Origin of the sequence: Candidatus Photobacterium acropomis (genome assembly GCF_030685555.1) — a bacterium.
GTDB classification, from domain to species: domain Bacteria; phylum Pseudomonadota; class Gammaproteobacteria; order Enterobacterales; family Vibrionaceae; genus Photobacterium; species Photobacterium lucens.
The window spans coordinates 2,552,649-2,577,509 of record NZ_CP131609.1; the positions used below are offsets into that span (position 1 = coordinate 2,552,649).

General features: G+C 42.9%; 23 protein-coding genes. 7 read left to right on the forward strand and 16 right to left on the reverse strand.

Annotated elements, in window-relative coordinates; genetic code table 11:
* Positions 1-48: 48 nt before the first annotated feature.
* The 12 genes from holB to yceD all read right to left on the reverse strand — a co-directional run bounded on the left by holB (position 49) and on the right by yceD (position 9,814).
* Positions 49-1,011, reverse strand: coding sequence for a DNA polymerase III subunit delta' (gene holB, locus Q7657_RS18585; protein WP_107165342.1), 963 nt, complete (start codon positions 1,009-1,011; stop codon positions 49-51).
* A gap of 1 nt (position 1,012) precedes the next feature.
* The gene (gene tmk, locus Q7657_RS18590) at positions 1,013-1,642 is read right to left on the reverse strand and encodes a dTMP kinase (protein WP_053986884.1); all 630 of its coding nucleotides are present in this window, start codon (positions 1,640-1,642) and stop codon (positions 1,013-1,015) included.
* On the reverse strand, positions 1,639-2,658 hold the full coding sequence (gene mltG / locus Q7657_RS18595) for an endolytic transglycosylase MltG (protein ID WP_107165343.1): 1,020 nt from the start codon (positions 2,656-2,658) through the stop codon (positions 1,639-1,641). Before mltG ends, tmk begins: the two co-directional genes overlap by 4 nt.
* The gene (gene pabC / locus Q7657_RS18600) at positions 2,652-3,461 is read right to left on the reverse strand and encodes an aminodeoxychorismate lyase (protein ID WP_107165344.1); all 810 of its coding nucleotides are present in this window, start codon (positions 3,459-3,461) and stop codon (positions 2,652-2,654) included. The genes mltG and pabC overlap by 7 nt, the downstream gene beginning before the upstream one ends.
* A gap of 111 nt (positions 3,462-3,572) precedes the next feature.
* The gene (fabF, locus tag Q7657_RS18605) at positions 3,573-4,811 is read right to left on the reverse strand and encodes a beta-ketoacyl-ACP synthase II (protein ID WP_053986887.1); all 1,239 of its coding nucleotides are present in this window, start codon (positions 4,809-4,811) and stop codon (positions 3,573-3,575) included.
* Between the two features lie 84 nt (positions 4,812-4,895).
* On the reverse strand, positions 4,896-5,129 hold the full coding sequence (gene acpP, locus Q7657_RS18610) for an acyl carrier protein (RefSeq protein ID WP_004406112.1): 234 nt from the start codon (positions 5,127-5,129) through the stop codon (positions 4,896-4,898).
* 157 nt (positions 5,130-5,286) lie between these two features.
* Positions 5,287-6,021, reverse strand: coding sequence for a 3-oxoacyl-ACP reductase FabG (gene fabG / locus Q7657_RS18615; RefSeq protein WP_053986888.1), 735 nt, complete (start codon positions 6,019-6,021; stop codon positions 5,287-5,289).
* Positions 6,022-6,047: 26 nt separating this feature from the next.
* The gene (gene fabD, locus Q7657_RS18620) at positions 6,048-6,977 is read right to left on the reverse strand and encodes an ACP S-malonyltransferase (protein WP_053986889.1); all 930 of its coding nucleotides are present in this window, start codon (positions 6,975-6,977) and stop codon (positions 6,048-6,050) included.
* 130 nt (positions 6,978-7,107) lie between these two features.
* Positions 7,108-8,064, reverse strand: a complete 957-nt coding sequence (locus Q7657_RS18625; RefSeq protein WP_008987489.1) for a beta-ketoacyl-ACP synthase III — start codon at positions 8,062-8,064, stop codon at positions 7,108-7,110.
* A 5-nt stretch (positions 8,065-8,069) separates the two neighbouring features.
* Positions 8,070-9,095: a phosphate acyltransferase PlsX gene (gene plsX, locus Q7657_RS18630; protein ID WP_161118494.1), complete on the reverse strand. Its 1,026-nt coding sequence runs from the start codon at positions 9,093-9,095 to the stop codon at positions 8,070-8,072.
* A 9-nt stretch (positions 9,096-9,104) separates the two neighbouring features.
* The gene (gene rpmF / locus Q7657_RS18635) at positions 9,105-9,275 is read right to left on the reverse strand and encodes a 50S ribosomal protein L32 (RefSeq protein ID WP_005368719.1); all 171 of its coding nucleotides are present in this window, start codon (positions 9,273-9,275) and stop codon (positions 9,105-9,107) included.
* A 20-nt stretch (positions 9,276-9,295) separates the two neighbouring features.
* Positions 9,296-9,814 carry a 23S rRNA accumulation protein YceD gene (yceD, locus tag Q7657_RS18640; protein ID WP_008987491.1) on the reverse strand — a complete coding sequence of 173 codons (519 nt, stop codon included), beginning with the start codon at positions 9,812-9,814 and terminating at the stop codon, positions 9,296-9,298.
* A 439-nt stretch (positions 9,815-10,253) separates the two neighbouring features.
* Here yceD and Q7657_RS18645 point away from each other — a divergent pair, with 439 nt between their 5' ends.
* Positions 10,254-10,835, forward strand: coding sequence for a Maf family protein (locus tag Q7657_RS18645; RefSeq protein ID WP_107165580.1), 582 nt, complete (start codon positions 10,254-10,256; stop codon positions 10,833-10,835).
* 56 nt (positions 10,836-10,891) lie between these two features.
* Here Q7657_RS18645 and rluC read toward each other — a convergent pair whose 3' ends face one another.
* Positions 10,892-11,836, reverse strand: a complete 945-nt coding sequence (rluC, locus tag Q7657_RS18650; RefSeq protein WP_053986892.1) for a 23S rRNA pseudouridine(955/2504/2580) synthase RluC — start codon at positions 11,834-11,836, stop codon at positions 10,892-10,894.
* A 438-nt stretch (positions 11,837-12,274) separates the two neighbouring features.
* On the opposite strand from rluC, the gene rne reads away from it, so the two are divergent.
* The 6 genes from rne to Q7657_RS18680 all read left to right on the forward strand — a co-directional run bounded on the left by rne (position 12,275) and on the right by Q7657_RS18680 (position 20,600).
* Positions 12,275-15,592 carry a ribonuclease E gene (gene rne / locus Q7657_RS18655; protein ID WP_107165345.1) on the forward strand — a complete coding sequence of 1,106 codons (3,318 nt, stop codon included), beginning with the start codon at positions 12,275-12,277 and terminating at the stop codon, positions 15,590-15,592.
* Positions 15,593-15,836: 244 nt separating this feature from the next.
* Entirely contained in the window at positions 15,837-17,393 is a 1,557-nt protein-coding gene (locus tag Q7657_RS18660) for a SulP family inorganic anion transporter (RefSeq protein WP_107165346.1), read from the forward strand.
* A 150-nt stretch (positions 17,394-17,543) separates the two neighbouring features.
* Positions 17,544-18,578 (forward strand): nicotinate-nucleotide--dimethylbenzimidazole phosphoribosyltransferase, encoded by a 1,035-nt coding sequence (cobT, locus tag Q7657_RS18665; protein ID WP_181319791.1) that lies wholly within the window; start codon positions 17,544-17,546, stop codon positions 18,576-18,578.
* Complete coding sequence (locus Q7657_RS18670; RefSeq protein WP_107165347.1) at positions 18,575-19,393, forward strand: adenosylcobinamide-GDP ribazoletransferase; 819 nt, start codon at positions 18,575-18,577, stop codon at positions 19,391-19,393. The genes cobT and Q7657_RS18670 overlap by 4 nt, the downstream gene beginning before the upstream one ends.
* Before the next feature lie 9 nt (positions 19,394-19,402).
* Positions 19,403-20,008, forward strand: coding sequence for a cob(I)yrinic acid a,c-diamide adenosyltransferase (cobO, locus tag Q7657_RS18675; RefSeq protein WP_107165348.1), 606 nt, complete (start codon positions 19,403-19,405; stop codon positions 20,006-20,008).
* A 157-nt stretch (positions 20,009-20,165) separates the two neighbouring features.
* Positions 20,166-20,600 carry a phosphate-starvation-inducible protein PsiE gene (locus tag Q7657_RS18680; RefSeq protein ID WP_053986897.1) on the forward strand — a complete coding sequence of 145 codons (435 nt, stop codon included), beginning with the start codon at positions 20,166-20,168 and terminating at the stop codon, positions 20,598-20,600.
* A gap of 73 nt (positions 20,601-20,673) precedes the next feature.
* Here the strand turns inward: Q7657_RS18680 and Q7657_RS18685 are convergent, their stop codons facing one another.
* The 3 genes from Q7657_RS18685 to Q7657_RS18695 form a co-directional block, all read right to left on the reverse strand.
* Positions 20,674-21,951, reverse strand: a complete 1,278-nt coding sequence (locus Q7657_RS18685; RefSeq protein ID WP_107165349.1) for a cytosine deaminase — start codon at positions 21,949-21,951, stop codon at positions 20,674-20,676.
* A gap of 9 nt (positions 21,952-21,960) precedes the next feature.
* Positions 21,961-23,202 carry a cytosine permease gene (codB, locus tag Q7657_RS18690; RefSeq protein ID WP_107165350.1) on the reverse strand — a complete coding sequence of 414 codons (1,242 nt, stop codon included), beginning with the start codon at positions 23,200-23,202 and terminating at the stop codon, positions 21,961-21,963.
* A 330-nt stretch (positions 23,203-23,532) separates the two neighbouring features.
* On the reverse strand, positions 23,533-24,855 hold the full coding sequence (locus tag Q7657_RS18695) for an anaerobic C4-dicarboxylate transporter (RefSeq protein ID WP_023931694.1): 1,323 nt from the start codon (positions 24,853-24,855) through the stop codon (positions 23,533-23,535).
* Between the last annotated feature and the right edge of the window lie 6 nt (positions 24,856-24,861).

Below are 24,861 nucleotides of genomic sequence, written 5' to 3' on the forward strand. Positions count from 1 at the left end.
TCAGAATGTTGCTTATATAACTATAAATGCTAATGAGTAATATTACGCTTAACCTTGAATAAATCCAGTTAACCATTCAACAACAAGCAATTCAATATTCAAGCCAGTATGCTGCTCAAGCTTGCGATACAAGGTATTAATCTTACGCGATTGCTCGATTAATAGCGCTGTGGGTACGCTTGATGCCACCTGCTGCACTGATGCAAAGGATTCAACATGAACAAAATGATCACCCACACCTTGTTGGTACTTAATACAATCAACCAAAAAGTAACTCAGCCATTTGAGCGTTACGATACCATCAGCCGTACACAACGCAGTCACATCATAGATACCTAAATTAGGCGGCTGAAGAAAATCTGCAAAGGCTTTGATCAAATTACCATGACGAATATCCATCCCACTTTCAACAAACGATAATGTGGAAAGTGGCGCACCACTATTAAGACGGATTGACTCCTGTTTAATAGATTGCATCAGTTTATGTTCAACCCATTGCTTCACATTCACTTCAGCGGGAATAGGTAAACGCCATTTATTACAACGACTAACAATGGTTGGTAATAAGCTATCTAAACTTTGTGCGGTTAGAATAAACTGACAACCTTGTGGTGGCTCTTCTAAGGTTTTTAGAATCGCATTCGCACCCGCTTCACCCATGGCATCCGCATGTTCAATTAAAATCACACGTTGACCATTAAGCTGAGATGTTTCCGTTGCCCAGCGGTTACATTGACGTACCGCATCCACACCAATTTGCTTGCCTTCTTGCTCTGGTTTAATTACATGAAAATCAGGGTGGTTATTCGCTTCAAATAATTTACAGCTATGACACACGCCACAAGGCTCTGTTTCACTGTTTTGGCAAAGTACCGTTTTAGCAAGCTGTCGAGCTAAGACATCACGTCCACTTCCCTTCACCGCTAATAATAAAATAGCGTGGTGTAAGCGACGTTGCTCCAGTAACTGTTGCCAGTTTTGCCATAAAGATTCTTGCCATGGATACAACATCTTATTGTTGCTCCAACCAAGTGTTAAGTGCAGAGCGCAGATCGGCTGTTACTTGTTCCAGAGTTTGGCTTGCATCAATGATGATCACGTTAGGTTGATTTTCAGAAAGCTCAAGAAAACGTGCACGCGCGCGATGGAAGAAATCGATATTCATTTGCTCAATACGATCTAATGCGCCACGGCCACGCGCACGTTGCAGACCTAACTCAGGATCAATATCCATGTAGATAGTCAAATCAGGGCGAAAATCACCCAATACCGTATCTCGTAGATTTTCCATCAAGGCCTTATCAAAGCCACGACCACCACCTTGATACGCTTGTGATGACATATCATGACGATCGCCTACCACCCACTTGCCTTGGTTCAATGCAGGTTTAATAACATTATCAACAAGCTGAATACGTGCTGCATAAAGAAGTAGTAACTCTGCCATATCAGTTAATGGCTCATCAGGATGCCCTTCTTTAACTAACGCACGCATTTGCTCTGCTAGCGGGGTACCACCCGGCTCACGGGTTGACACAGGATCATTAATGCCATGCTGAGCTAATGTATCCATCACCTGATTGATTGCTGTACTTTTACCAGCCCCTTCTAGGCCTTCGATGACAATAAATTTACCGATCATTGTGCTTGTTTTCTTAATGTTTGCAGGTATGCACGAACCGCACGGTTGTGCTCAACCAAAGTTGTAGAGAATTTGTGTCCACCTTTACCATTGGCAACAAAGTAGTAGTAGTCACTGGTGTCTGGGTTCACTGCCGCGAATACTGATGCCTTACTTGGCATCGCAATCGGCGTTGGTGGTAAACCTTTAATGGTATACGTGTTATATGGTGTTGGTGTTCTTAGATCTTTTTTACGAATATTACCGTCGTACTTATCACCCATACCGTAAATAACCGTTGGATCGGTTTGTAATGGCATGCCTTTACGAAGACGATTCATAAATACAGATGCCACCAAACCACGCTCGGCAGGTACTGCGGTTTCTTTTTCAATAATCGATGCCATGATCAATACTTGATAAGGATCTTTTAACGGCAAATCTTTTTGACGTTGATCCCATGCACTCGCTAGCTCTTTATTCATTGCTGCATAAGCACGCTTTAAAATCGCCAGATCAGTGGTACCCGCTGTGTAATGGTAGGTATTCGGGAGCAAATAACCTTCCACTTTCACATTATCAATACCTAATGCCTTAGCAATCTCAGGCTCTGTCATATTATCTGTGACATGCTTTAATTCTGGCGCAGCTTGGATCTGCTTTAGCCATTCACTAAAGCGTTCACCTTCAACCAAAGTGATCGAATATTGAAACTCTTTACCCGAGGCAATAAGTGCAAGCACCTCTTTCAATGTTTGCTTTGGCTCAATGCCATAAGTACCAGCTTTGATATCCGTTAAACTTGGATCAAGTTTTCCTACCCAACGTGTCCATGATGATTCTGTGATCACCTTATCTGTAACAAGCTGATTAATTAATCCTCTAAACGATGTCCCTGTCTTAACTGTTAACATTACCTGCTCAGTGTTAATCACGGGCTGCTCCAGCTCGTTCTTCACTTGGGTATACGCCCAACCAGCAGCACCTGCCGCTAATGCAGCAAGAATGAAAACAATAAGAATCAACTTCTTTAACACGTATATAGCCTCTTTTGTAATACGTCGAGTAGTAACTGTTCTTGAAAGTGAGTAGTGCTGACGGTGTTCACTGGCACTAGCTCCATTAGCGCATTGGTTATAAAGACTTCATCAGCACAAAGCAAATCAGCTAATGAATAATCACCAAACTCTAACGAATATGGCAAAGTTGAAAGTAATTCAATGATGTGTCGACGCATCACGCCTTCAACGCCAGATCCGCTTAAATCCGGCGTATAGACGACATTTCCTTTACGCCAGAATAAATTAGATGCAGTAGTTTCGACCACATGCTGATTTATATTAAGTACAACAGCATCTAACCACTGATTTTGTTCGACTTCCTGTTTTAAAAGCACCTGCTCTAAGCGATTTAAATGCTTCATACCAGCAAGCATTGGGCTATAACCTATCTGTTGCTGGCAAATACCAAGATCTATCCCTTCTTGTTGCCATTGCTCATAATGAGCAGGCCACGAAAAAGAAGAAAAGATCACTTGAGTATCACTGCAACCTGTTGAGCTATAACCTCGGCCACCACTTCCCCGGCTAATTAATATCTTAATCCCACCACGCTCAGCGAAAGATTGAGCAAGTTGATTAGCCTGTAAAAAGACTTGCTCCCAATCAGGCTCTGTAATACCTAATCGTTTTAGCGTGGTCTGCAAGCGCTCAAGATGAAAAGGCCAAAGCAATAACTTTCCTTGTTTAACGCCTATTGTCGTAAAACAGCCATCGCCATATTGCGTCGCGCGATCGGTGATCGCCAATTGCGGCTGTAGCTGACTGTTAATAAACGTCATAACACATCCTTTTTCAGATAAAAAACAGCCCGGTATCTATAAAGAAACCGGGCCGCTTATAATATCAGGTTATCAAAGGATTTTCCTGATGGTATTTGTTACGAATGGCGATTAAATCTTCTTAAATAGTAGAGAGCCGTTCGTACCACCGAAACCGAATGAGTTACATAGTGCATACTCTAGGTTAACTTGACGCGCTTCACCTGGTACGTAATCAAGATCACAACCTTCACCTGGGTTTTCCAAGTTAATTGTTGGTGGAACCACTTGATCAACAAGGCTTAGAATTGTGATGATTGATTCTACAGAACCTGCAGCACCCAATAGGTGGCCTGTCATAGATTTAGTAGAAGACACCATTACGTTATCAACTGCGCTACCCATAGCACGTTTGATACCTAGTGTTTCAGCAACGTCACCTGCAGGTGTTGATGTACCGTGTGCGTTGATGTAACCAATTTGGTCAGCATTAATGCCAGCATCACGAATACATGCTTCCATTGCTAGTGCACCGCCTGAGCCGTCTGCACTTGGTGAAGTCATGTGGTAAGCATCACCACTCATACCAAAGCCTACAAGCTCAGCATAAATTTTAGCACCACGTGCTTTTGCGTGTTCGTACTCTTCTAGCACGATAACACCTGCACCATCACCTAGTACGAAACCGTCGCGATCTTGGTCCCATGGACGAGAAGCCGCTTGAGGATCATCGTTACGCGTAGATAGTGCTTTTGCTGCTGCGAAACCGCCCATACCTAATGGCGTTGATGCTTTTTCTGCACCACCAGCAACCATCGCATCTGCATCGCCGTAAGCGATCATACGCGCTGCATGACCAATGTTATGAAGGCCAGTCGTACATGCGGTAGAGATTGCGATATTTGGACCACGTAGACCGTACATGATAGACATGTGGCCTGCGATCATATTTACAATTGTTGAAGGAACAAAGAACGGGCTAATTTTGCGCGGACCTTTTTCCATTAAAGCTTGATGGCCAGCTTCAATTAGACCTAAGCCACCAATACCAGAACCGATAGCAACGCCAATGCGTGCTGCGTTTTCTTCAGTAACTTCAATACCAGAATCTTTAAATGCTTGTACGCCAGCAGCGATACCGTATTGGATAAATAAATCCATTTTACGCGCATCTTTCTTAGACATGTAATCTTCACAATTGAAGTCTTTTACCATACCAGCAAACTGAGTCGCGAAACCGCTAACATCAAAATGTTCGATAGTGCTGATACCGCTAGTGCCTGACTGTAAAGCTTTCCAAGAAGATTCAACAGAATTACCAACCGGGGTCAGCATACCCATGCCAGTTACAACTACACGACGCTTCGACACGATTAATTTCTCCGGGAATTGAGGATAAAACAGGTAGTATAAAAAAATCAGGCGGTCATGAAGACCGCCTGGAGGTGTTCGTTATTACTGTGCGCTGTTAACGTAGTCGATTGCAGCTTGAACAGTAGTAATTTTTTCAGCTTCTTCGTCTGGAATCTCTGTATCGAATTCTTCTTCAAGAGCCATTACTAGTTCAACTGTGTCTAGTGAGTCTGCACCTAGATCGTCAACGAAAGATGCTTCGTTCTTAACTTCTGCTTCGTCTACGCCTAGTTGCTCAACGATGATTTTTTTTACGCGTTCTTCGATGTTGCTCATACTAATATATTTCCTTAACAAGAATTCGCTAATGCGATTTGCTGTAGTTTATTCATTACGACAAAAGTTGCAACACTCATAGTGCTGGTCAAACCACGATTTTACCACAAAACCTGACCAGTTTGACGTGGGTCATCAAGTATTGCAAATCTTTTGATTAAATCATGTACATACCGCCGTTAACGTGCAAAGTTTCGCCCGTTATGTAAGCAGCTTCATCAGAGGCTAAAAATGCAACTGCTGCTGCAATTTCACGCGGATCACCTAGACGACCAGCAGGTACGTTTGCAAGCGTTGCTGCACGTTGGTCATCATTAAGGGCTTTAGTCATATCGGTTTCGATAAAACCAGGCGCTACTGCGTTCACTGTAATACCACGAGAAGCTACTTCACGTGCCATTGATTTAGTGAAACCTAATAGGCCAGCTTTTGCTGCTGCGTAGTTCGTTTGACCCGCATTACCCATTGTGCCTACCACAGAACCAATGCTGATGATGCGACCATTGCGCTTTTTCATCATTGCACGTAGCACTGCTTTAGATAGACGGAAGATCGATGTTAGGTTGGTATCAAGGATATCTTGCCACTCATCGTCTTTCATACGCATCAGTAGATTATCACGAGTGATACCAGCGTTATTCACGAGAATGTCAACATCGCCAAAATCTGCTTTAATTTGTGCAAGAACAGCTTCAATTGATTCAGGTGAGGTTACGTTTAATGCAAGACCTTTACCTTTATCACCAAGATATGCGCTGATAGCTTCTGCACCACTTTCAGATGTTGCAGTACCAATCACAGTTGCGCCACGCTCTGCTAGAATTTCAGCGATAGCACGACCGATACCACGGCTTGCACCAGTAACTAGTGCAACTTTACCTTCCAGGCTCATTATTATTCCTCTTTAAAGCTGAATGACTACTTAGCCATTGCTGCTTCTAATGAAGCAATATCATTAACTGCAGCGCCGCCAAGTGCGCGATCAATACGCTTAGTTAGGCCAGTAAGTACTTTACCTGGGCCCATTTCAAGTAACTCTTCAATACCTTCAGCAGCCATACGCTCTACAGACTCCGTCCAACGAACTGGGCTGTATAGTTGTTTAACAAGCGCAAGCTTAATCGCTGCTGGATCAGTTTCCGTCGCCACATCTGCGTTATTAATAACAGGGACAGATGGTGCGTTAAATTCGATAGATTCTAGTGCTACTGCTAGTTTATCTGCAGCAGGCTTCATCAGTGCACAGTGAGATGGCACTGAAACAGGAAGAGGCAATGCACGCTTAGCGCCAGCTTCTTTACATAAAACGTTTGCACGCTCTACGGCTTCTTTATTACCCGCAATAACAACTTGACCCGGTGAGTTAAAGTTAACAGGAGAACAAACTTCACCTTGTGCTGCTTCTTCACATGCTTTCGCAATTGCATCGTTATCAAGACCGATAATTGCAGACATTGCACCAACACCTGCTGGTACTGCTTCTTGCATCAGTTGACCGCGAAGCTCAACCAATTTAACCGCCGCTTTAAAATCGATAACACCAGCACATACTAGTGCTGAGTATTCACCTAGGCTGTGACCTGCAAGAACAGTTGGTTGCTCACCACCTTGTTGTTGCCATACACGCCAAATTGCAACAGATGCTGTTAACAATGCAGGTTGAGTACGTTGTGTTTGATTTAAATCTTCCGCTGGACCGTTTTGAACTAGTGCCCAAAGATCGTAACCTAGCGCATCAGATGCCTCAGAGAACGTTTCTTTAACCACATCAAATTGTTCTGCTAACTCAGCTAGCATACCAACGGTTTGAGAGCCCTGACCTGGGAAAACAATCGCGAACTTAGACATTCGAGAATCCTTCTTTATTGACTAATCATTAGTCGATTAATATGCATTAAAACTAATATATCGCTTACTAGTTTTAATGCACTAAAAAATAGATGCAATTTAGCTATTTGGAAGGTTTTATCTTACTAGATTAAAACTTCACCAATGCTGAACCCCAAGTGAAACCGCCACCAAACGCTTCTAATAATAAAGTTTGGCCACGTTGAATACGGCCATCACGTACCGCTTCATCTAATGCTGTTGGGACTGTTGCAGCTGACGTATTACCATGACGATCAAGCGTAACAACAACTTGATCCATCGACATTGACAGTTTCTTCGCTGTCGCAGAGATAATGCGCATATTCGCTTGGTGAGGTACCAGCCAATCTAACTCTGACTTATCCATATTATTTTCAGCAAGCGTACTTTTTACTAAGTTCGATAACTGTGTCACCGCTACTTTAAATACTTCGTTACCTGCCATGTAAAGCCACTTATTTGGATCAAAGTCTTTACCATGCTCAGGGACAGCAAGACTTAATAAACCGCCAAAATGACCATCAGCATATAGATGCGTTGAAATAATGCCAGGCTCTTCACTTGCGCCAATAACAACAGCACCTGCAGCATCACCAAATAAAATAATGGTTGAGCGATCTTCAGGATCACAGCAATGAGATAATGCATCAGAACCGATCACTAACACATTTTTTGCCATACCCGTTTTAATATGCTGATCAGCAACACTTAACGCGTACACAAAACCAGTACATGCTGCAGATAGATCAAATGCAGGACAGCCTTTAATATCTAACATGCCTTGCACTTGGCAAGCTGCTGATGGGAATGTGTGACTTGCACTTGACGTTGCAACGATAATCAGATCGATATCTTCTTTATCAATGCCCGCCATTTCAATTGCTTTTAATGATGCTTGGTAGCCCATTACAGCAACAGTTTCATCTTCAGATGAAATACGGCGTTCACGAATACCTGTTCGTGCTACGATCCACTCATCACTTGTTTCTACCATTTTTTCTAAGTCCGCATTAGAGCGCACTTGTTGCGGCAGGTAGCTGCCTGTTCCTAGAATTTTGCTATACATGAAGACTAATAGTGCCTCTCGAGTAGGACCTCTTCTAAACGGTCACTGATTTTGTTCGGTATTTGTCGTTTAACTTCGTAAACCGCTTCGCTTATCGCATTGGCAAAAGCGACAGTATCAGCACTTCCATGGCTTTTCACCACAATACCGCGCAATCCTAACAGACTTGCACCGTTATACTGGTCGGGGTTCAACTGCTGTAAGCCATCAAATAGCTCACTAAACAGCCATTTAGCAATAATGCGTCGAATTGGGTTACGACCAATGGCGTGTTTTATCCGTTCGATAAATAAATTTGCGACCCCTTCACTGGTCTTCAAACTCACATTACCGACAAAACCATCACACACGATCACATCCGCTTTATCTGAATAAAGCTGATGTCCTTCAACGTAACCAACATAATTAATATCAGGAGATTGGATCAACATCTCTGCACAACGTTTGACCAAATCATTACCTTTGATCTCTTCTTCGCCAATATTAAGCAAAGCTACACGCGGTTTTTCGCCTAATGATTGTTCCGCCAATACAGATCCCATTACGGCAAATTGGAATAAGGTATCTGCATCACAAGAGACGTTAGCCCCTAGATCAAGCAACCACGTAGGATGTTCACCACGGTTAGGAATAGCAGAAATTAATGCAGGTCGTTCAACGCCAGGTAATTGCTTTAACACATAACGAGAAAGAGCCATTAGCGCACCGGTATTACCGGCACTAACACAAGCATCGGCTTGACCACTTGCCACCGCATCTAAAGCCATGCGCATGGATGAACCTTTACTATGACGAAGCGCTTGTGATGGTCGTGTTTCGTTGGCTATGACGTTATCGCAATGCACGATAGTTAGCCGAGGATGATTTAGCTTATTGAGGAGAGTTAATTGTGCTGTGATTGCACTCAGATCACCAAAAAGAATCAGTTTGAGCTCAGGCGAATGCAACAGTGCCTGCACGGCGGCAGGCACTGTTACTTGAGGACCGAAATCCCCGCCCATTGCATCAAGTGCAACGGTAAGACCCATCAAGGTTCAACCTTACTTGTTGATAACCTTGCGGCCACGGTAGAAACCGTCAGCTGTCACGTGGTGACGTAGGTGAGTTTCACCAGATGCTTTATCTACAGAAACTGCTGCTGTAGTTAGCGCATCGTGTGAACGACGCATACCACGTGCTGCACGTGATTTTTTGCTCTTTTGTACGGCCATTAACCCTACTCCTGTTAAATTTAACTCTTAAGATTTTTCAATACTGCAAACGGATTCGGACGCTCATCAGCAACGGGGATCTCACCAAAAGACATGTTCTTCGAGCCAATATTACAATCAGCATCGTCGTGCATTGCGACTTGTGGTAATTCCAGAATCAATTCGTCTTCAACGAGTTGAATCAAGTTGATCTCGCCATTTTCGTCGACAATAGCCGGCTCATAGGCTTCCGGTAACTCATCTACGGCTTCTTCGTTGCGAACCGGACTATAACAGAATTCCACATGAATATGATGTGGAAACTCTCCCTGACATCGCTGACAGGTCAACATCACGTCTACATCGGCGATACCGCTGATGAAAGGGATACGACGTTGGTCAAGGTCAAAAGACAAGTTGACGTTTGCATCACTTATTACGCTCTGGGTTGATTCAGCTAAACGAGACAAAATCTCGGCTTTGATGATGCCATCATAGTCGAGTCTTTTTTGTGCTGCGCGTACTGGATCTACCGTTAGCGGCAATTTTACCTTTTGCATAGGGCGCGAATATTAGCCTTATAGTCTGTTTGAGTCAAAGGAAATGTGTGTGAATTAACAGCTTTTGACCAATTCTCATGCTGTGATGAAAATTACAAAACGCTTATACAGCACATCTCAGTAATAAAATTATAAATGTCTGCCACTCAACCACTTGATGACATCATTACAATCGATGAAATAACACTCACCTTTGCTTAAAGAATAGCTAAATGTCAGCGTAATCTGCTTTAAAAGCGAACTTATACATTGTCACAAATTCAACAGAAATCAGCATCACCGAATTATGTTCGCGAACATACACTGAAACGTAAGCAGAGACAACAAGCTCTCAATGATTACAGCACAACAACTATGGATACAAAAGATACCGCCCAAAGCTTGTGAATTCAGCTATGATAGCGTTAATCTCAACCCTAATCATTTGTATCCTAAGCTTATGACACAACCATTATTGCTTGCTTCTACTTCCCCATTTCGTAAAGCATTATTAGAAAAACTATCGCTGCCATTTGAAACTGCTGATCCACAAACAGATGAAACCATACTAAATAATGAATCTGCACAAGACTTGGTATGTCGCCTTGCCGAACTAAAAGCAAAGGCATGTGCTAGTCGTTACCCTGAACATGTAATCATCGGTTCAGATCAAGTCTGTGTCATTGATGAAAAAATTCTAGGCAAACCGCACACAGTTGAAAATGCATGTTTACAGCTCAAAGCAGCCAGTGGCAAAACTATTACCTTTTATACTGGGCTTTGTTTATACAACGCAAAAACAAATCAAGCGCAGGTGATTTGTGAACCTTTCCATGTTCACTTTAAATCTCTAACCGAACAGCAAATTCAAAACTATGTAGAAAAAGAGCAACCACTGTATTGCGCAGGTAGTTTTAAGAGCGAAGGCTTAGGCATTGCTCTGTTTGATAAGTTAGAAGGTCGCGATCCCAATACCTTAGTTGGATTACCTTTGATTGCACTGACTGAAATGTTAACCAATGAAGGTATCTCTGTTTTGTAACCGGCGAGTATCGTTCACATAATAAAAAGGCGAGCATTGTAGCCCGCCTTCTTGTTTTACATTTGACGCAATTTTGCCAGACATCGCTCAAGTACAGGCTCCATTGGCGCGCTGATATCCATTGCTTCATCCGTATTAGGGTGAGTAAACTTGATATTAGCCGCATGTAGGAATAAACGTCCTAACCCTGTTTTCTTGGTATAAGCATCAAATCGTGGGTCGCCATAACGATCATCCCACGCAATTGGATGCCCTTCATATTGACAATGCACACGGATCTGGTGCGTACGGCCTGTCACAGGGCTTGCTTGTACTAATGTCGCCTGAGGGAAACGCTCTAATACCTTAAAGCGTGTATCAGACGGCTTACCTTGTGGATTTACGCGTACGATACTGTTCACTTCATTTTTCAACAGTGGCGCAGTGACTTTCTTGCAACTTGCCTTCCATTCCCCCATCACTAAGGCAAAGTAATATTTCTGCACCGTTTTATTTCTAAATTGCTCTTGCAGTTTACGCAGCGCAGAACGTTTCTTCGCCACCAATAAAATACCAGAAGTATCTCGGTCAATACGGTGAACCAGTTCCAAGAAACGTGCATCGGGACGTAATGCTCGTAACGCTTCAATCGCACCAAATTTTAAGCCGCTACCACCATGAACTGCCGTTCCTGAGGGTTTATTTAGAATCAACATGTGATCATCTTCATAAATGATGCAATGTTCTAATTCTGCCACTTTATTTAATTTGGTACTCACCTGCTCTTGTTCTTCTTTCTCAGGAACAAAAATTGGCGGTACGCGTACTAGATCACCATCCTGCAATTTATATTCAGGTTTAATACGTTTTTTGTTTACTCGCACCTCGCCTTTGCGCAAAATGCGGTAAATCATGCTTTTGGGTACGTTTTTAAGCCTTGCGCGGAGAAAATTATCAATCCGCTGGCCTGCAAAATCATCGCTAATGTCGATGAATTGCACTTTAGGTTTATCTTCTGTCATGGGTATGATTGTATCACGCAAATAAAGCAGATTGCCGCAAAAAAGTGAGCCTGCTATCATTGTGTGCTGAGATAGGTTTTTTTGCCTATTTCACTGACAAGGCGAGCATGAACTCACCTTAACGGCTATTTTTTATACAACTCAGATAACAAACGCAGCAGATGGCGTAAGACGTTAGGGTTATCGGAGTTTTTTTTAGTACGTCAAATTACACTTTTTTTTGATGTGACAGATACAACCACTTAAGTGTGGTGATACCAGCTGTATATTTCAGATCTAACCATCTCACATGCAGTTGGCTGATAAGTGTGGCCAAAAAGCACTCCTGAATTTCCAACCGTGAGGTTGCAACCGTACAATCAGTCTTGGAGTCCGGCGCCATCGAAAAGTAGATGTAATTAGCGTACTAATACAACGACAATAAATGAGTACAATATAATGAAAAGAATGTTGATTAACGCAACTCAGAAGGAAGAGTTGCGCGTCGCATTAGTTGATGGCCAAAAGCTATTTGATCTTGATATCGAAAGCCCAGGTCACGAATCTAAAAAAGCAAATATCTACAAAGGCCGCATCACTCGCATCGAACCAAGTCTGGAAGCAGCGTTCGTTGACTATGGTGCAGAGCGTCATGGTTTCCTTCCTCTTAAAGAAATCGCGAAAGATTACTTCCCTGCCAACTATTCTTACCAAGGTCGTCCTAACATCAAGGAAGTCCTTAAAGAAGGCCAAGAAGTTATCGTGCAAGTTGATAAAGAAGAACGCGGAAACAAAGGTGCAGCCCTAACAACTTTCATCTCTTTAGCTGGTAGTTACCTTGTTCTTATGCCTAATAACCCTCGTGCTGGCGGTATTTCTCGTCGTATCGAAGGTGAAGAGCGCACCCAACTTAAAGCAGCACTAAGCACGTTAGAACTACCACAAGGTATGGGTCTAATTGTTCGTACTGCAGGCGTAGGCAAATCAGGTGAAGAACTTGAGTGGGATTTAAACGTTCTACTTAACCACTGGAACGCAGTAAAAGAAGCAGCAGATTCTCAACCTGCACCGTTTCTAATTCACCAAGAAAGTAACGTTATTGCACGTGCTATTCGTGATTATTTACGCCGTGACATTGGTGAAATTCTGATCGATAGCCCGAAAATCTTCGACCGTGCACGTGATCATATTAAATTAGTTCGTCCTGATTTCTTATCTCGTGTTAAGCGTTACGAAGGTGAAGTACCACTATTTAGCCACTACCAAATCGAAAGCCAAATCGACTCAGCGTTCCAGCGTGAAGTTCGTTTGCCTTCTGGCGGCTCTGTCGTTATTGATCCAACAGAAGCATTAACATCTATCGATATCAACTCGGCTCGCGCAACTAAGGGCGGCGATATCGAAGAGACAGCACTACAAACTAACCTAGAAGCGGCTGATGAAATTGCACGTCAATTACGTCTTCGTGACTTAGGTGGTCTTGTGGTTATCGACTTTATCGATATGACACCTGTACGCCATCAGCGTGAAGTTGAAAACCGTCTACGTGAAGCTGTTCGTATGGACCGTGCACGCGTTCAAATCGGTCGAATTTCACGTTTCGGTCTACTTGAAATGTCGCGTCAACGTCTAAGCCCTTCTCTAGCAGAAGCAAGCCACCACGTTTGTCCTCGTTGTACGGGTACTGGTGTTGTTCGTGATAATGAGTCGCTATCTCTTTCTATCCTACGTTTAATTGAAGAAGAAGCGTTAAAAGACAACAGTGCGCAAGTATTAGCGATTGTTCCTGTACCTGTAGCCTCTTACCTACTTAACGAAAAGCGTCGTTCTGTACAGCACATTGAAAAATACCATGGTGTTCGTGTTGTTATTGTTCCAAACGCAAACATGGAAACACCACACTTCGAAGTGCTACGTGTACGTGAAGGTGAAGAGCAAGATACGCTTTCTTACCACATACCGAAAGCACTTGAAGCAATGAAGGAAGCTGAAGCTATTGAGTCTCCGCAGCCTGAGCGTATCGTTAAGAAACGTGAAGAGCCAGTACTTCAAGGTTTTACTGCGCCTAAACAGCCAGCTCCTGTAGCGAAACCAGCAACAAAACCTGCACCTGCTGCTGTAACTAAACCAGCAACAGCACAGAAGCCAGGTCTACTGAGCCGCTTCTTTACTGCTTTAGCATCTTTCTTCTCTGGCAGTGCAGAGCCACAGCAAGAGAAACAAGTAGAAGCGAAGCCAGAGCAAGATAACAATCGCAACAACCGTCGTAACAATAACCGTCGTAATGACCGTAACGACAACCGCCGCAACAACCGTCAAGACAATCGTCGTAATAATCGTCAAGATAACGATGTAGACAACAGCGGTGAACGCCAAGAGCGTAACAACGAGCAACGCCAGAATCGTCGTCGCAACGACCGTAATGACAAAAACCGTCAAGACCGTCAGCAACAAAACGAGAAGGCAGCAAAAGCACCTCGCCAAAATCGTAATAACGATGAAGCGAAAGAGCAAAAACGCCAAGCTCGTAAAGAAGAAATTCAAGCTCAAAAGCAGCAACGCCAGCAACAAAATGAGCAAAAAGCAACGGATCAAAACACGGTAGATGCACAGCGTGACAACGAAGAGAAAGCCGTTAAGGTGAAACAACGTCGTCAACGTCGTCAATTACGTAAAAAAGTCCGTATTACTGACGATGTAGAAACACGTGCAGAGCAGCAAAATGCTGTTGAAAACGTTGAAGCTGTAGTAGAGAAAACACCATCTCCATTGATGGCACTAGGTACAAGCATTGCTAAAGAGGCGCAAAACCAACCTGAGCAAGAGCCTGTTGCTGCAAACGAGCAAGGTGAAAATACTGAGCAAGAAGGTACTCAACGTCGTAACCGTCGCTCTCCACGTCACTTACGTGCAAGTGGTCAACGTCGTCGCCGTATGCGTGATACTCGTGTTGAAAAACCTGAGTTTGCAAATGCTGAAGCACCAGTGGAAAACAGCGTTGCTGATGCTGTAGAGCATGCTGTTGTTGATGCAACTGATTCGATCAGCGATATGGTAAATGTAGTTTCTATTGTTGAAAAACCAAAAGCTGTTCGCCCTGCTACAGGTGTCGCATCTCCTGAAATGGCAATGGGTAAAGTTTGGTCTCGTATCAAACCTTCTGTTGAAGTGCCAGTTGTCGAAAAAGCAGTAGAGCAAACAATCGTGGCTCCATGTGTTGAAGCTGAAATCATCGACGAAGTAGAAGTTAATGACATCATCATTAACACGCCAGTTGTTGAACCAAAAGCACAACCAGCTGTAGTAGAAGCACAACGCACTCAGCTATCTGGTGTGGCAATGCCTGAAATGGCGATGGGTAAAGTTTTCCCTCGTTTTAAAGCAGAGCCTGCAGCCGTTGAGGTAGTAGAGACCGCGACGACTGAAACAGTAACAGAAGAGCCGACTCCTGCTATCATTGAACAACCAGACGTTGTTGAAGCTGTAGTTGCTGAGCCTGAAGTTATTGAACCAGCGTCAGTTGAGCCTACTGCATCAGTTGAAAAAGCAGACAACAATGTCGTTGAGCTTGCGACTAAAGCTGCGGTTATGGCAACGTCTCCTCGCGGTTTCCATGCAGTTTCTGGTATGGCGAAAGCACCTGCACCAGAAGAGAATGTTGTAGCGACTGTCGTTGAAGCGGCACCATTACGCGAGCTTGCAAACGCACGCCCAGCCGGTAGCCAAACAGCAACAAATCGTGCAGCTGCACCAATGACGAAACCTTTATTTGATTAAGCGCTAAGTTAACACTGACAAAAAAGCCATGCTTTTGCATGGCTTTTTTATTTTCTAAATTTGAGTCAATTTCAGCGCACTTTCTGTTTGATTATTACATATGCTTCTAAATTTTTGCTTGTAACCAGAGTAAATGTCGTAATAAGACAACTAAAGTTGATGCAAATAACAACTTTCTGTAGCATTCTGTTAACCAAAATGCGCCAATTTCATACAGCGAATAATAGAAGAATTATTAACTCTCATGCTAGATTTTCCCCAAAAAACACATCAATCCGTCAAAAATGACGTTCTTTCAGGTTTAACTGTAGCGCTTGCACTAGTACCTGAAGCCGTTGCTTTTGCCTTCGTTGCAGGTGTCGACCCAATGGTTGGTCTGTACGCTGCATTTATTGTCGGCTTAGTCACCGCTATTCTAGGTGGTCGTCCTGGTATGATTTCAGGTGCAACCGGCGCAATGGCCGTGGTTATGGTAAGCCTAGTTGCTGAGCATGGTATCCAATACCTATTTGCAGCCATTATGCTAGCAGGTCTATTACAGATCCTTGCAGGTGTCTTCCGCCTCGGTAAATTTATCCGTATGGTGCCACACCCTGTTATGATAGGTTTTGTAAACGGTCTTGCGATTGTTATTTTCTTAGCCCAATTAGGTCAATTTAAAGTACCTTCTGTTAACGGTGGCTTAGAATGGATGCACGGCACACAGCTTTACATCATGTTAGGCTTAGTCGCATTAACGATGGCGATTATCCACTTCTTACCTAAGCTAACCAAAGCGGTACCCTCTTCACTTGTTGCCATTCTGACCGTGACTGCGTTAGTTCATGTACTTGGTTTAGAATCTCGCACCGTGATTGATTTTGTTCGCACCATGAGTGGTGATAGCAATGCAACACTTGCAGGCTCTCTCCCAACGTTTGCTTTACCTGATGTAGGCTTTAACCTAGAGACTCTAAAAATCATCTTGCCATATTCATTAATTTTGGCAGCTGTTGGTTTAATTGAATCACTACTAACCCTGACAGTAATTGATGAAATGACTAATACCCGCGGTAAAGGTAACCGTGAGTGTGTCGGTCAAGGTGTTGCAAACATTACCTGTTCAGTATTTGGTGCGATGGGTGGTTGTGCGATGATTGGTCAGTCAATGATCAACATTAACTCTGGTGGTCGTGGTCGCTTATCAGGTATCACAGCAGCCATCGGTTTACTGTTATTTATTCTATTTGGCTCATCATTTATTGAAATGATCCCACTTGCAGCACTTGTTGGTGTGATGTTCATGGTTGTGATCGGCACATTTGAGTGGGCAAGCTTTAAGATGATGCGTAAAGTGCCTAAGCATGACTTCTTTACCATTATTCTCGTAACAGGTGTAACCGTTATTGCTGACCTTGCTGTCGCGGTATTAGTCGGTGTGATTTACTCTGCACTTGTGTTTGCTTGGAACCATGCAAAACACATCTACGCATCAAGCTACATTGATGAAAATGACGCAAAAGTGTACCAAGTGAACGGCCCACTATTCTTTGGCTCTGTTTCGCATTTCCTAGAGTTGTTTGATGCGCCGAATGATCCAAAAGAAGTGATCATTGATTTTGCTAAATCACGTGTTGCAGACCACTCAGCTATCGAAGCGATTGATACCATTGCTGAACGTTACGCTAACCGTGATAAAACAATCCACATTCGCCATTTAAGTCCTGAGTGCCGTAAGCTACTACAAAAAGCAGGTAACTTAGTAGAAGTGAATGTTCTGGAAGATCCAACCTATAAAGTCGCTTCTGACGTACTAGGTTAATATACCAATCAGCCCACTACCTCAGTGGGCTGTTTTCTATCTATTATCTATCTTTTCATTCATTTGCTTTATTCCTTCTCCCTTTCTGTTCCTTTTTCTGGAACAATAACTGCATTAAACAATTAATAGTGAAACATTCGGCAAAGGATAATGACAGTGTTTACCATTTCTCCTATAGATAAATCTCAAGCAAAACAAATCAAACATCGCATTGATAATAAGACAAAACCATTAGGTGCATTGGGACAATTAGAATCTCTTGCTGAGCAAATTGCACTGATCCAGCAATCAGACACACTCACGGTCACTAACCCTCATTTGCTAATTTTTGCTGCTGATCATGGGATATCACAACACGGTGTCAGTATTGCTCCTGCTGAAGTCACCACTCAAATGGTGCATAACTTTCTCGCTGGCGGCGCTGCGGCAAACTGTTTTTGTCGAAGTAATGATATGGCGCTGAAGATCATTGATGCAGGGATTTTAGGAGAGATCGACAATCATCCCGCTCTAATCAAGCAATCTTTAGGTAAAGGCACAAAAGATTTCAGCGCTGAAGATGCAATGTCACTAGAAACGGCACAACAAGGTATTGATGCTGGTGCTCATGTTGTGAAGTCACTTCATCAATCAGGCTCTAACCTTGTTGCTTTTGGCGAAATGGGGATCGGAAATACCAGTAGTGCAGCCGCTATTATGGCATTACTGCTTAATCTTCCTGCCGAAGCGTGCACTGGTCATGGTACGGGAATTGATGACAGCCAGTTCCAAAAGAAACTGTCTTTGATCCGCCTTGCTTGCAAACATCACTATGAATGTACAGGCGATCCGATGAAAGTACTTGCTGCTGTCGGTGGGTTTGAAATTGCCCAAATCACCGGTGGTATATTACAAGCAGCTGAAAGTCGAATGATAATCCTCATTGACGGTTTTATTGTTACAGCAGCAGCACTGCTAGCTGTCGCAATTAATCCCAATGTGCGAGATTACTTGGTGTTCTGTCATCACTCGGAAGAAGCAGGACATAACCGTATGCTGCAACATTTAAATGCAACGCCTTTACTTAACCTTGGTTTACGCCTTGGTGAAGGCACTGGTGCGGTGCTCGCTCTGCCATTAGTAAAATCAGCCTGTGCTTTTTACAATGATATGGCAAGCTTCGATGACGCCGGAGTCACAGTGTGAACACAGATAAAGCACAAAGCCAAGATGTCTCAAACGGCTGGCAATACCAATGGCAGCTATTTCTCGTTGCCTTGGCTTTTTTCACTCGTATCCCGATCCCCAAAGAGACACCTTTTACCACAGAGCGATTAAACCACGCTAATCGTTATTTTGGTGTCATTGGTATTGTTGTCGGCCTACTTGTTAGCTGCGTCTATTTAGTTAGTTCGATACTGCTTCCCGTTTCCGTTGCGATAGCATTAGCCATGATCAGTGGATTACTCATCACCGGTGCTTTTCATGAAGATGGATTGGCTGATGTATTTGATGGTTTTGGCGGTGGCTGGACAGTGGAATCCAAGCTCAATATCATGAAAGACTCCCGGCTTGGGACTTATGGGGCTGCCGCGCTATTTATGGGATTAGGCATTAAATGGGTAGCCCTTATTGAACTTGCCAAGTTAAATCCTTTATTACCAGTTTATGCCTTTATTGTGGTGCATTCACTAAGCCGAGTCGCGGCTGCAAGTCTTATCTTCTCATACCCTTATGTACGAGCCGATCAAGACAGTAAAGTGAAGCCGTTAGCCAATCAGCAAACACGTAGTGATCTACAGATACTATTAGGAACTGCGGTTATTACTCTTCTTGTATTACCTTGGCCGATTGCCATTATGTTAGCAATTATCACTCTGCTAGTACGACAAGGCTGTGGTTATTGGTTCCAACGTCAACTTGGTGGTTATACCGGTGATTGTTTAGGTGCCACACAACAACTTGCAGAAATCGCAGGCTATCTGACATTATTAGCTTTTGCGACCCATTATCATTTTTAAGGAATTTCCATGACAGATACAACGAGCAAGGATGATCGCCACAAAGCTCGCCAACAAAAACTCAAAGAACAAGTAGATGCCAAAATTGATGCCGCCCAAGATGAAAAAGGGTTAGTGCTGATCATTACAGGCAACGGTAAAGGTAAATCAACTTCAGGTTTTGGTATGGTGGCGCGCGCAGTTGGTCATGGTCAACATTGTGGTGTCGGGCAATTTATCAAAGGTACATGGGATTGTGGCGAACGTAACTTGCTAGAGCAACACGGTGTTAAATTTGCTGTGATGGCGACAGGCTTTACCTGGGAAACCCAAAATAAAGCCGCCGATACAGCAGCAGCCCAAGAAACATGGCAGCAATGTAAAAAAATGCTTGCAGATGAAAGCCTTGATGTAGTGCTGCTCGATGAACTGACTTATATGATCACGTACGATTATATCGATTTAGAAGAAGTGCTCCACGCGATTGAAAACCGCCCCGCGATGCAATCGGTGATCATCACAGGGCGTGCTGCTCATCGTAAACTTATTGAAATTGCAGATACGGTATCGGAAGTGCGTAACGTAAAACATGCATTTGAAAGTGGCATCAAAGCACGTAAAGGTATTGATTGGTAATTAACTTTAGCCATTACAAGAATACTTACTCTTTTTATGGCTAAATTTCACACACTTAATACTTATTTTACATCTATTTACTATCTGTAAAGCTATAGCTTCATATAATAGCAGTAGACTTATACCCAAGTAACTTCTGCCTTTTGTTGGAGCTATCATGCCTTCGCATTTACCTAAAGCGTTTAGCAAACCTTTTCTCAAAGTTTTTCATATTCTCGAAGCCATTCTTTTAGTCGGTATCACCCTTTCTACTGTTGTGGCTATGTTTAATGAGTTTATGCATGTCATTGTAGAAAGAAAGATTTTGCTTACCGATATTCTATTAATGTTTATCTATTTGGAAATTTTAGCCATGGTTCAGCAGTTCGTTGCGAATGGTAAAATTCCAGTACGGTACCCTATTTATATCGCCATTATGGCAATCGCTCGCTATATCACGCTTGGCATGAAAGAGCTAGATGGCCCCTTTATTATCTGGCTATCATTAGCCGCTTTTGTTCTCGCTGCAGCAACGGTACTTATTCGTGTTGGTCATCACTACTGGCCGTATGAAACTCCAGAAGATCCACGCCGAAAGCAAGCAGATGATTAATAATGGGTATTTAACTCATAATAAAAAAGGCACCTGATTGGTGCCTTTTCTCTATTGCTATCTTTTAAACTAATTAGCGTTTAAAGGTAACACTTTCAGATTGTTCTAAATGAATTTGCGTTACCGCAGGTTGAGTCTGCGCGATCACTTTACCGTGACGCACTGAGTATTGAACTGGCACTTGGCGACGCACCGCATCAAAACCATTCTCAGCAGGTAAAACCAATAAACTGCCCGGCTTACCAATTTCAATGCCGTAATTATCTTGAATATTTAAGGTGCGTGCTGAGTTTTTGCTGATCAAATCTAACGATTGATTAATTTGCTCATACCCCATCACTTGGCATACATGCAGACCCATGTGAAGCACTTGTAGCATGTTTGCCGTACCTAGCGGATACCAAGGATCAAACACATCATCGTGACCAAAACATACGTTGATCTCAGCCCCTAGCATCTCTTTAACACGTGTCACACCACGACGTTTAGGATAATCATCAAAACGCCCTTGCAGGTGAATATTTACCAACGGGTTAGCAACAAAGTTAATCCCTGACATACGTAATAAGCGGAACAAGCGTGAAGCATAAGCACCGTTGTAAGAGCCCATTGCAGTGGTATGGCTTGCTGTTACTTTCTCGCCCATATTATATTTATGTGCCAGTGCGGCTACTGTTTCAACAAAACGTGACTGCTCATCATCAATTTCATCACAGTGCACATCAATCAATCGATCATATTTACGTGCTAATTCAAACACGTAATGCAGCGATTCAACACCGTATTCACGAGTAAATTCAAAGTGTGGGATAGCACCGATAACATCAGCACCAAGCTGTACTGCTTCTTCAAGTAGCTCTTTACCGTTTGGGTAAGACAAAATCCCTTCTTGTGGGAAAGCAACAATCTGAATATCCACCCAAGGCTTCATTTCTTCACGTACTTCAAGCATCGCTTTTAATGCAATCAAGGTCGGATCGGAAACATCCACATGGGTACGAACATGTTGAACACCATTAGCAATTTGCCATTTCAAGGTCTGCTTAGCACGTGTTTTTACATCTTCAATCGACAGTAACGGCTTACGCTCAGCCCAACGCTCAATACCCTCGAATAAGGTGCCTGAAATATTCCAGCTAGGCTCGCCTGCTGTTTGCGTGGTATCTAAGTGAATATGTGGCTCACAAAATGGCGCTACGACTAAGCCACCAGCGGCATCTAGCATCTCACCTTGGTGATCTGTGATGGTATGGTTATCTACGATTTGTGTAAAAACACCATTCTCAATCAGAATTTGCTTTAAGCCGGCTTCATTTTGCAACGTCGCATTATTAATCAATAAACTTGTCATCATTTTCCCTTACGCCACTTGCTTTGCTGCATGTGTCTTTTTATTCATTGCTGTATTTAGTAGTACATAACTTATTGCACCACCTAATACCGCATTCACTGGCACAATCCCCGGTAGGAAATGTCCTGCCACAACACCGATAGCTATCGCTAACATGCCAGCCCAATTAACTGTTTTAAATTCTGCTTTAGTAAAATCTTGGTAGCGTTTACGGTTGATAAAGAAATCCGCAATGATCACACCACCAATTGGAGGGATCGCTAACGATAGAAATGTTAGCCAACCCACGAAATTGTTATAAAGCCATAGCGCACAAAGTGTGCCGATCAAACCATTCACCACTGAAATATACTTACTCGGTAACCCCGTGATATTTGAAAAGCCTAAGCCTGAAGCATAAAGCGCATTATCATTGGTCGTCCAAATATTAAGACCTAATACGATAATGGCAGGGATCAATAGCCCTTGTGCAATCATCACTTCAGAAATATCAGAATGTCCTGTTACTGCGGCCCCTGCTGCGCCAAAGATAAACATCAGCGAATTACCCAAGAAGAAAGCAACCATGGTCACGAGTACTGCTGATTTAGGCTTCTTACCAAAGCGAACGAAATCTGCGGTTAACGTTCCCGCACTCACAAATGAGCCAACAACCATTGCAAGTGCTACCGTGAAATCAATAGGCTCGACTGGTTTCATCATCTTTAACTGATCGACACCACCAATGCTTTCAATGGCTTCAACAACAGAATAACTTCCTAACAATGCAATGGCAGGTACTGCAATAGCAGATAAGATCATTAATGCAGACATACCAAAGTACACAGTAACCGTCATCAATATACCGGATACGACAATTAATACATTGGTATCAATACCTGTAGCTTTATGAACAGGGATCGCAAACATCGCAACACCAACGCCAAACCAGCCAACTTGTGTACCACCAAGCAATGCAGACGGTAACCATGAACCTTTAATACCAAAAGAAAAACGAGCTAGAAGATGGGTAGAAAGTCCGGTGGAAGCACCAATATAGCCAAGAAAAGAAGTGTAAATACCGAGGATAAGATTGCCGATGAGAACAGCAAGGAAGAAGTCGTCAAATGATAGTCCAGTACCCAGTGAACCACCGGTCCACATGCTAGCGGAGAAAAAAGTGAGACCTAACATGACCATTGTCAGTGAAGCGACACCCTTTCGAGCGGTAAGGGGTACAGGCCCTAAACTGTAATTATTATCAGCAGCCATTTTTATCTCCGATATGAATAAATTCGTAAATCCAAGTTAAACGGCGCGCATTATGCTGATAATAAAAAAGCAATCAAGAACAATAAATTCCAACAAATATGTAAAAAACAGCAAATAATAAATAAATTACTTTAAATACAGTCAATTAAAAAAATGAAATGGAAATCATACTGTACAATTTGAAACACTTAATTATTAACCTAAGAATAATTATTCATTTTAACTATTAATTATTCTAAATAGACATCAGAATTACAGCAAACTTCTCAGGTAAGAGTAAATACAATAAAGGCACCCAACGGATGCCTTTCAAAAACTCATAAATCCTTATTAAATAAGTACTTGTGCAATGGCGTAACCAATACAACAAGCTGATACCACACCAATTAAACCTGGCATCATAAAGCTATGGTTAAAGTACCATTTACCAATTTTCGTTGTGCCCGTTACATCAAAGTTCACGGTTGCAATGTCTGACGGATAATTAGGAATAAAGAAGTAACCATATGTAGCAGGCATTAAACCAATTAATAACGCAGGGCTTAATCCCATCGCTAAACCAACAGGTAACATCATACGTGCTGTTGCTGCTTGTGAGTTAACGACCACTGATACAATAAATAGCGCTAGTGCGAACGTCCATGGATACTGCTGAACCATTTCCGTAATGCCTGATTCAAACGATGGCATTGCATACTGGAAATATGTATCACTCATCCATGCAATACCAAAAATCGCAATCGCAGCGACCATACCAGATTTAAATACCACCCCTTCTGGTACTTTCTGCACATTGGTACGCGTTACTAATAGAATTAAACCACCGAAACCTAACATCATCATCTGAATAATCAATGACATAGAAATAGGTTTTGCATCACCAATCGTGCGAATTTCCGGTACCATCGCGACAATGACAATCGTGATTAACGCTAAAATAAACAGCATTACCGCATGCATGGCTGATTTTGGTAACTCTTCATTTAATGATGTTGAAGTGGTATGCAGAATTTGATCGCGCCAAACTGGGTCATTTAAACGACGTTGATACTCAGGATCATCAGCGAGCTCTTTACCACGACGTAAGCTATACAGAGACAGTAATAACGTACCGCCCAAAGTCGCAGGCACAGTTACCATCAAAATAGATAACAAACTAATAGATTCATTAATGCCCGAAAGTTGAGCAAGATAATACACTACAGCGGCAGAAATAGGACTCGCCGTGATCGCTAATTGCGATGCGACAGAAGATGCAGCCATTGGTCGCTCAGGACGAATACCATTTTTCAGTGCCACATCACCAATGATTGGCATGATTGAGTACACTGCGTGACCCGTACCTAGCATGAATGTCATCACGTAAGTGACTAATGGACCTACGATAGTCACACGTTTTGGATTACTACGTAGAATACGCTCTGCAACTTGCAACATGTACTTTAAGCCACCAGCGGCTTCAAGGATCGATGCACATGTCACTACCGCCAAAATAATCAGCATCACAGTGATCGGTGGTGATGTTGGTGGCATACGGAAGATAAACACTTCCACCAACAAACCTAATCCAGATACAACACCAAGCCCGATACCACCAAACCGACTACCGGCATAAAGCACGATAAGTAGGAATATAAACTCAAGGTACAACATTACCCT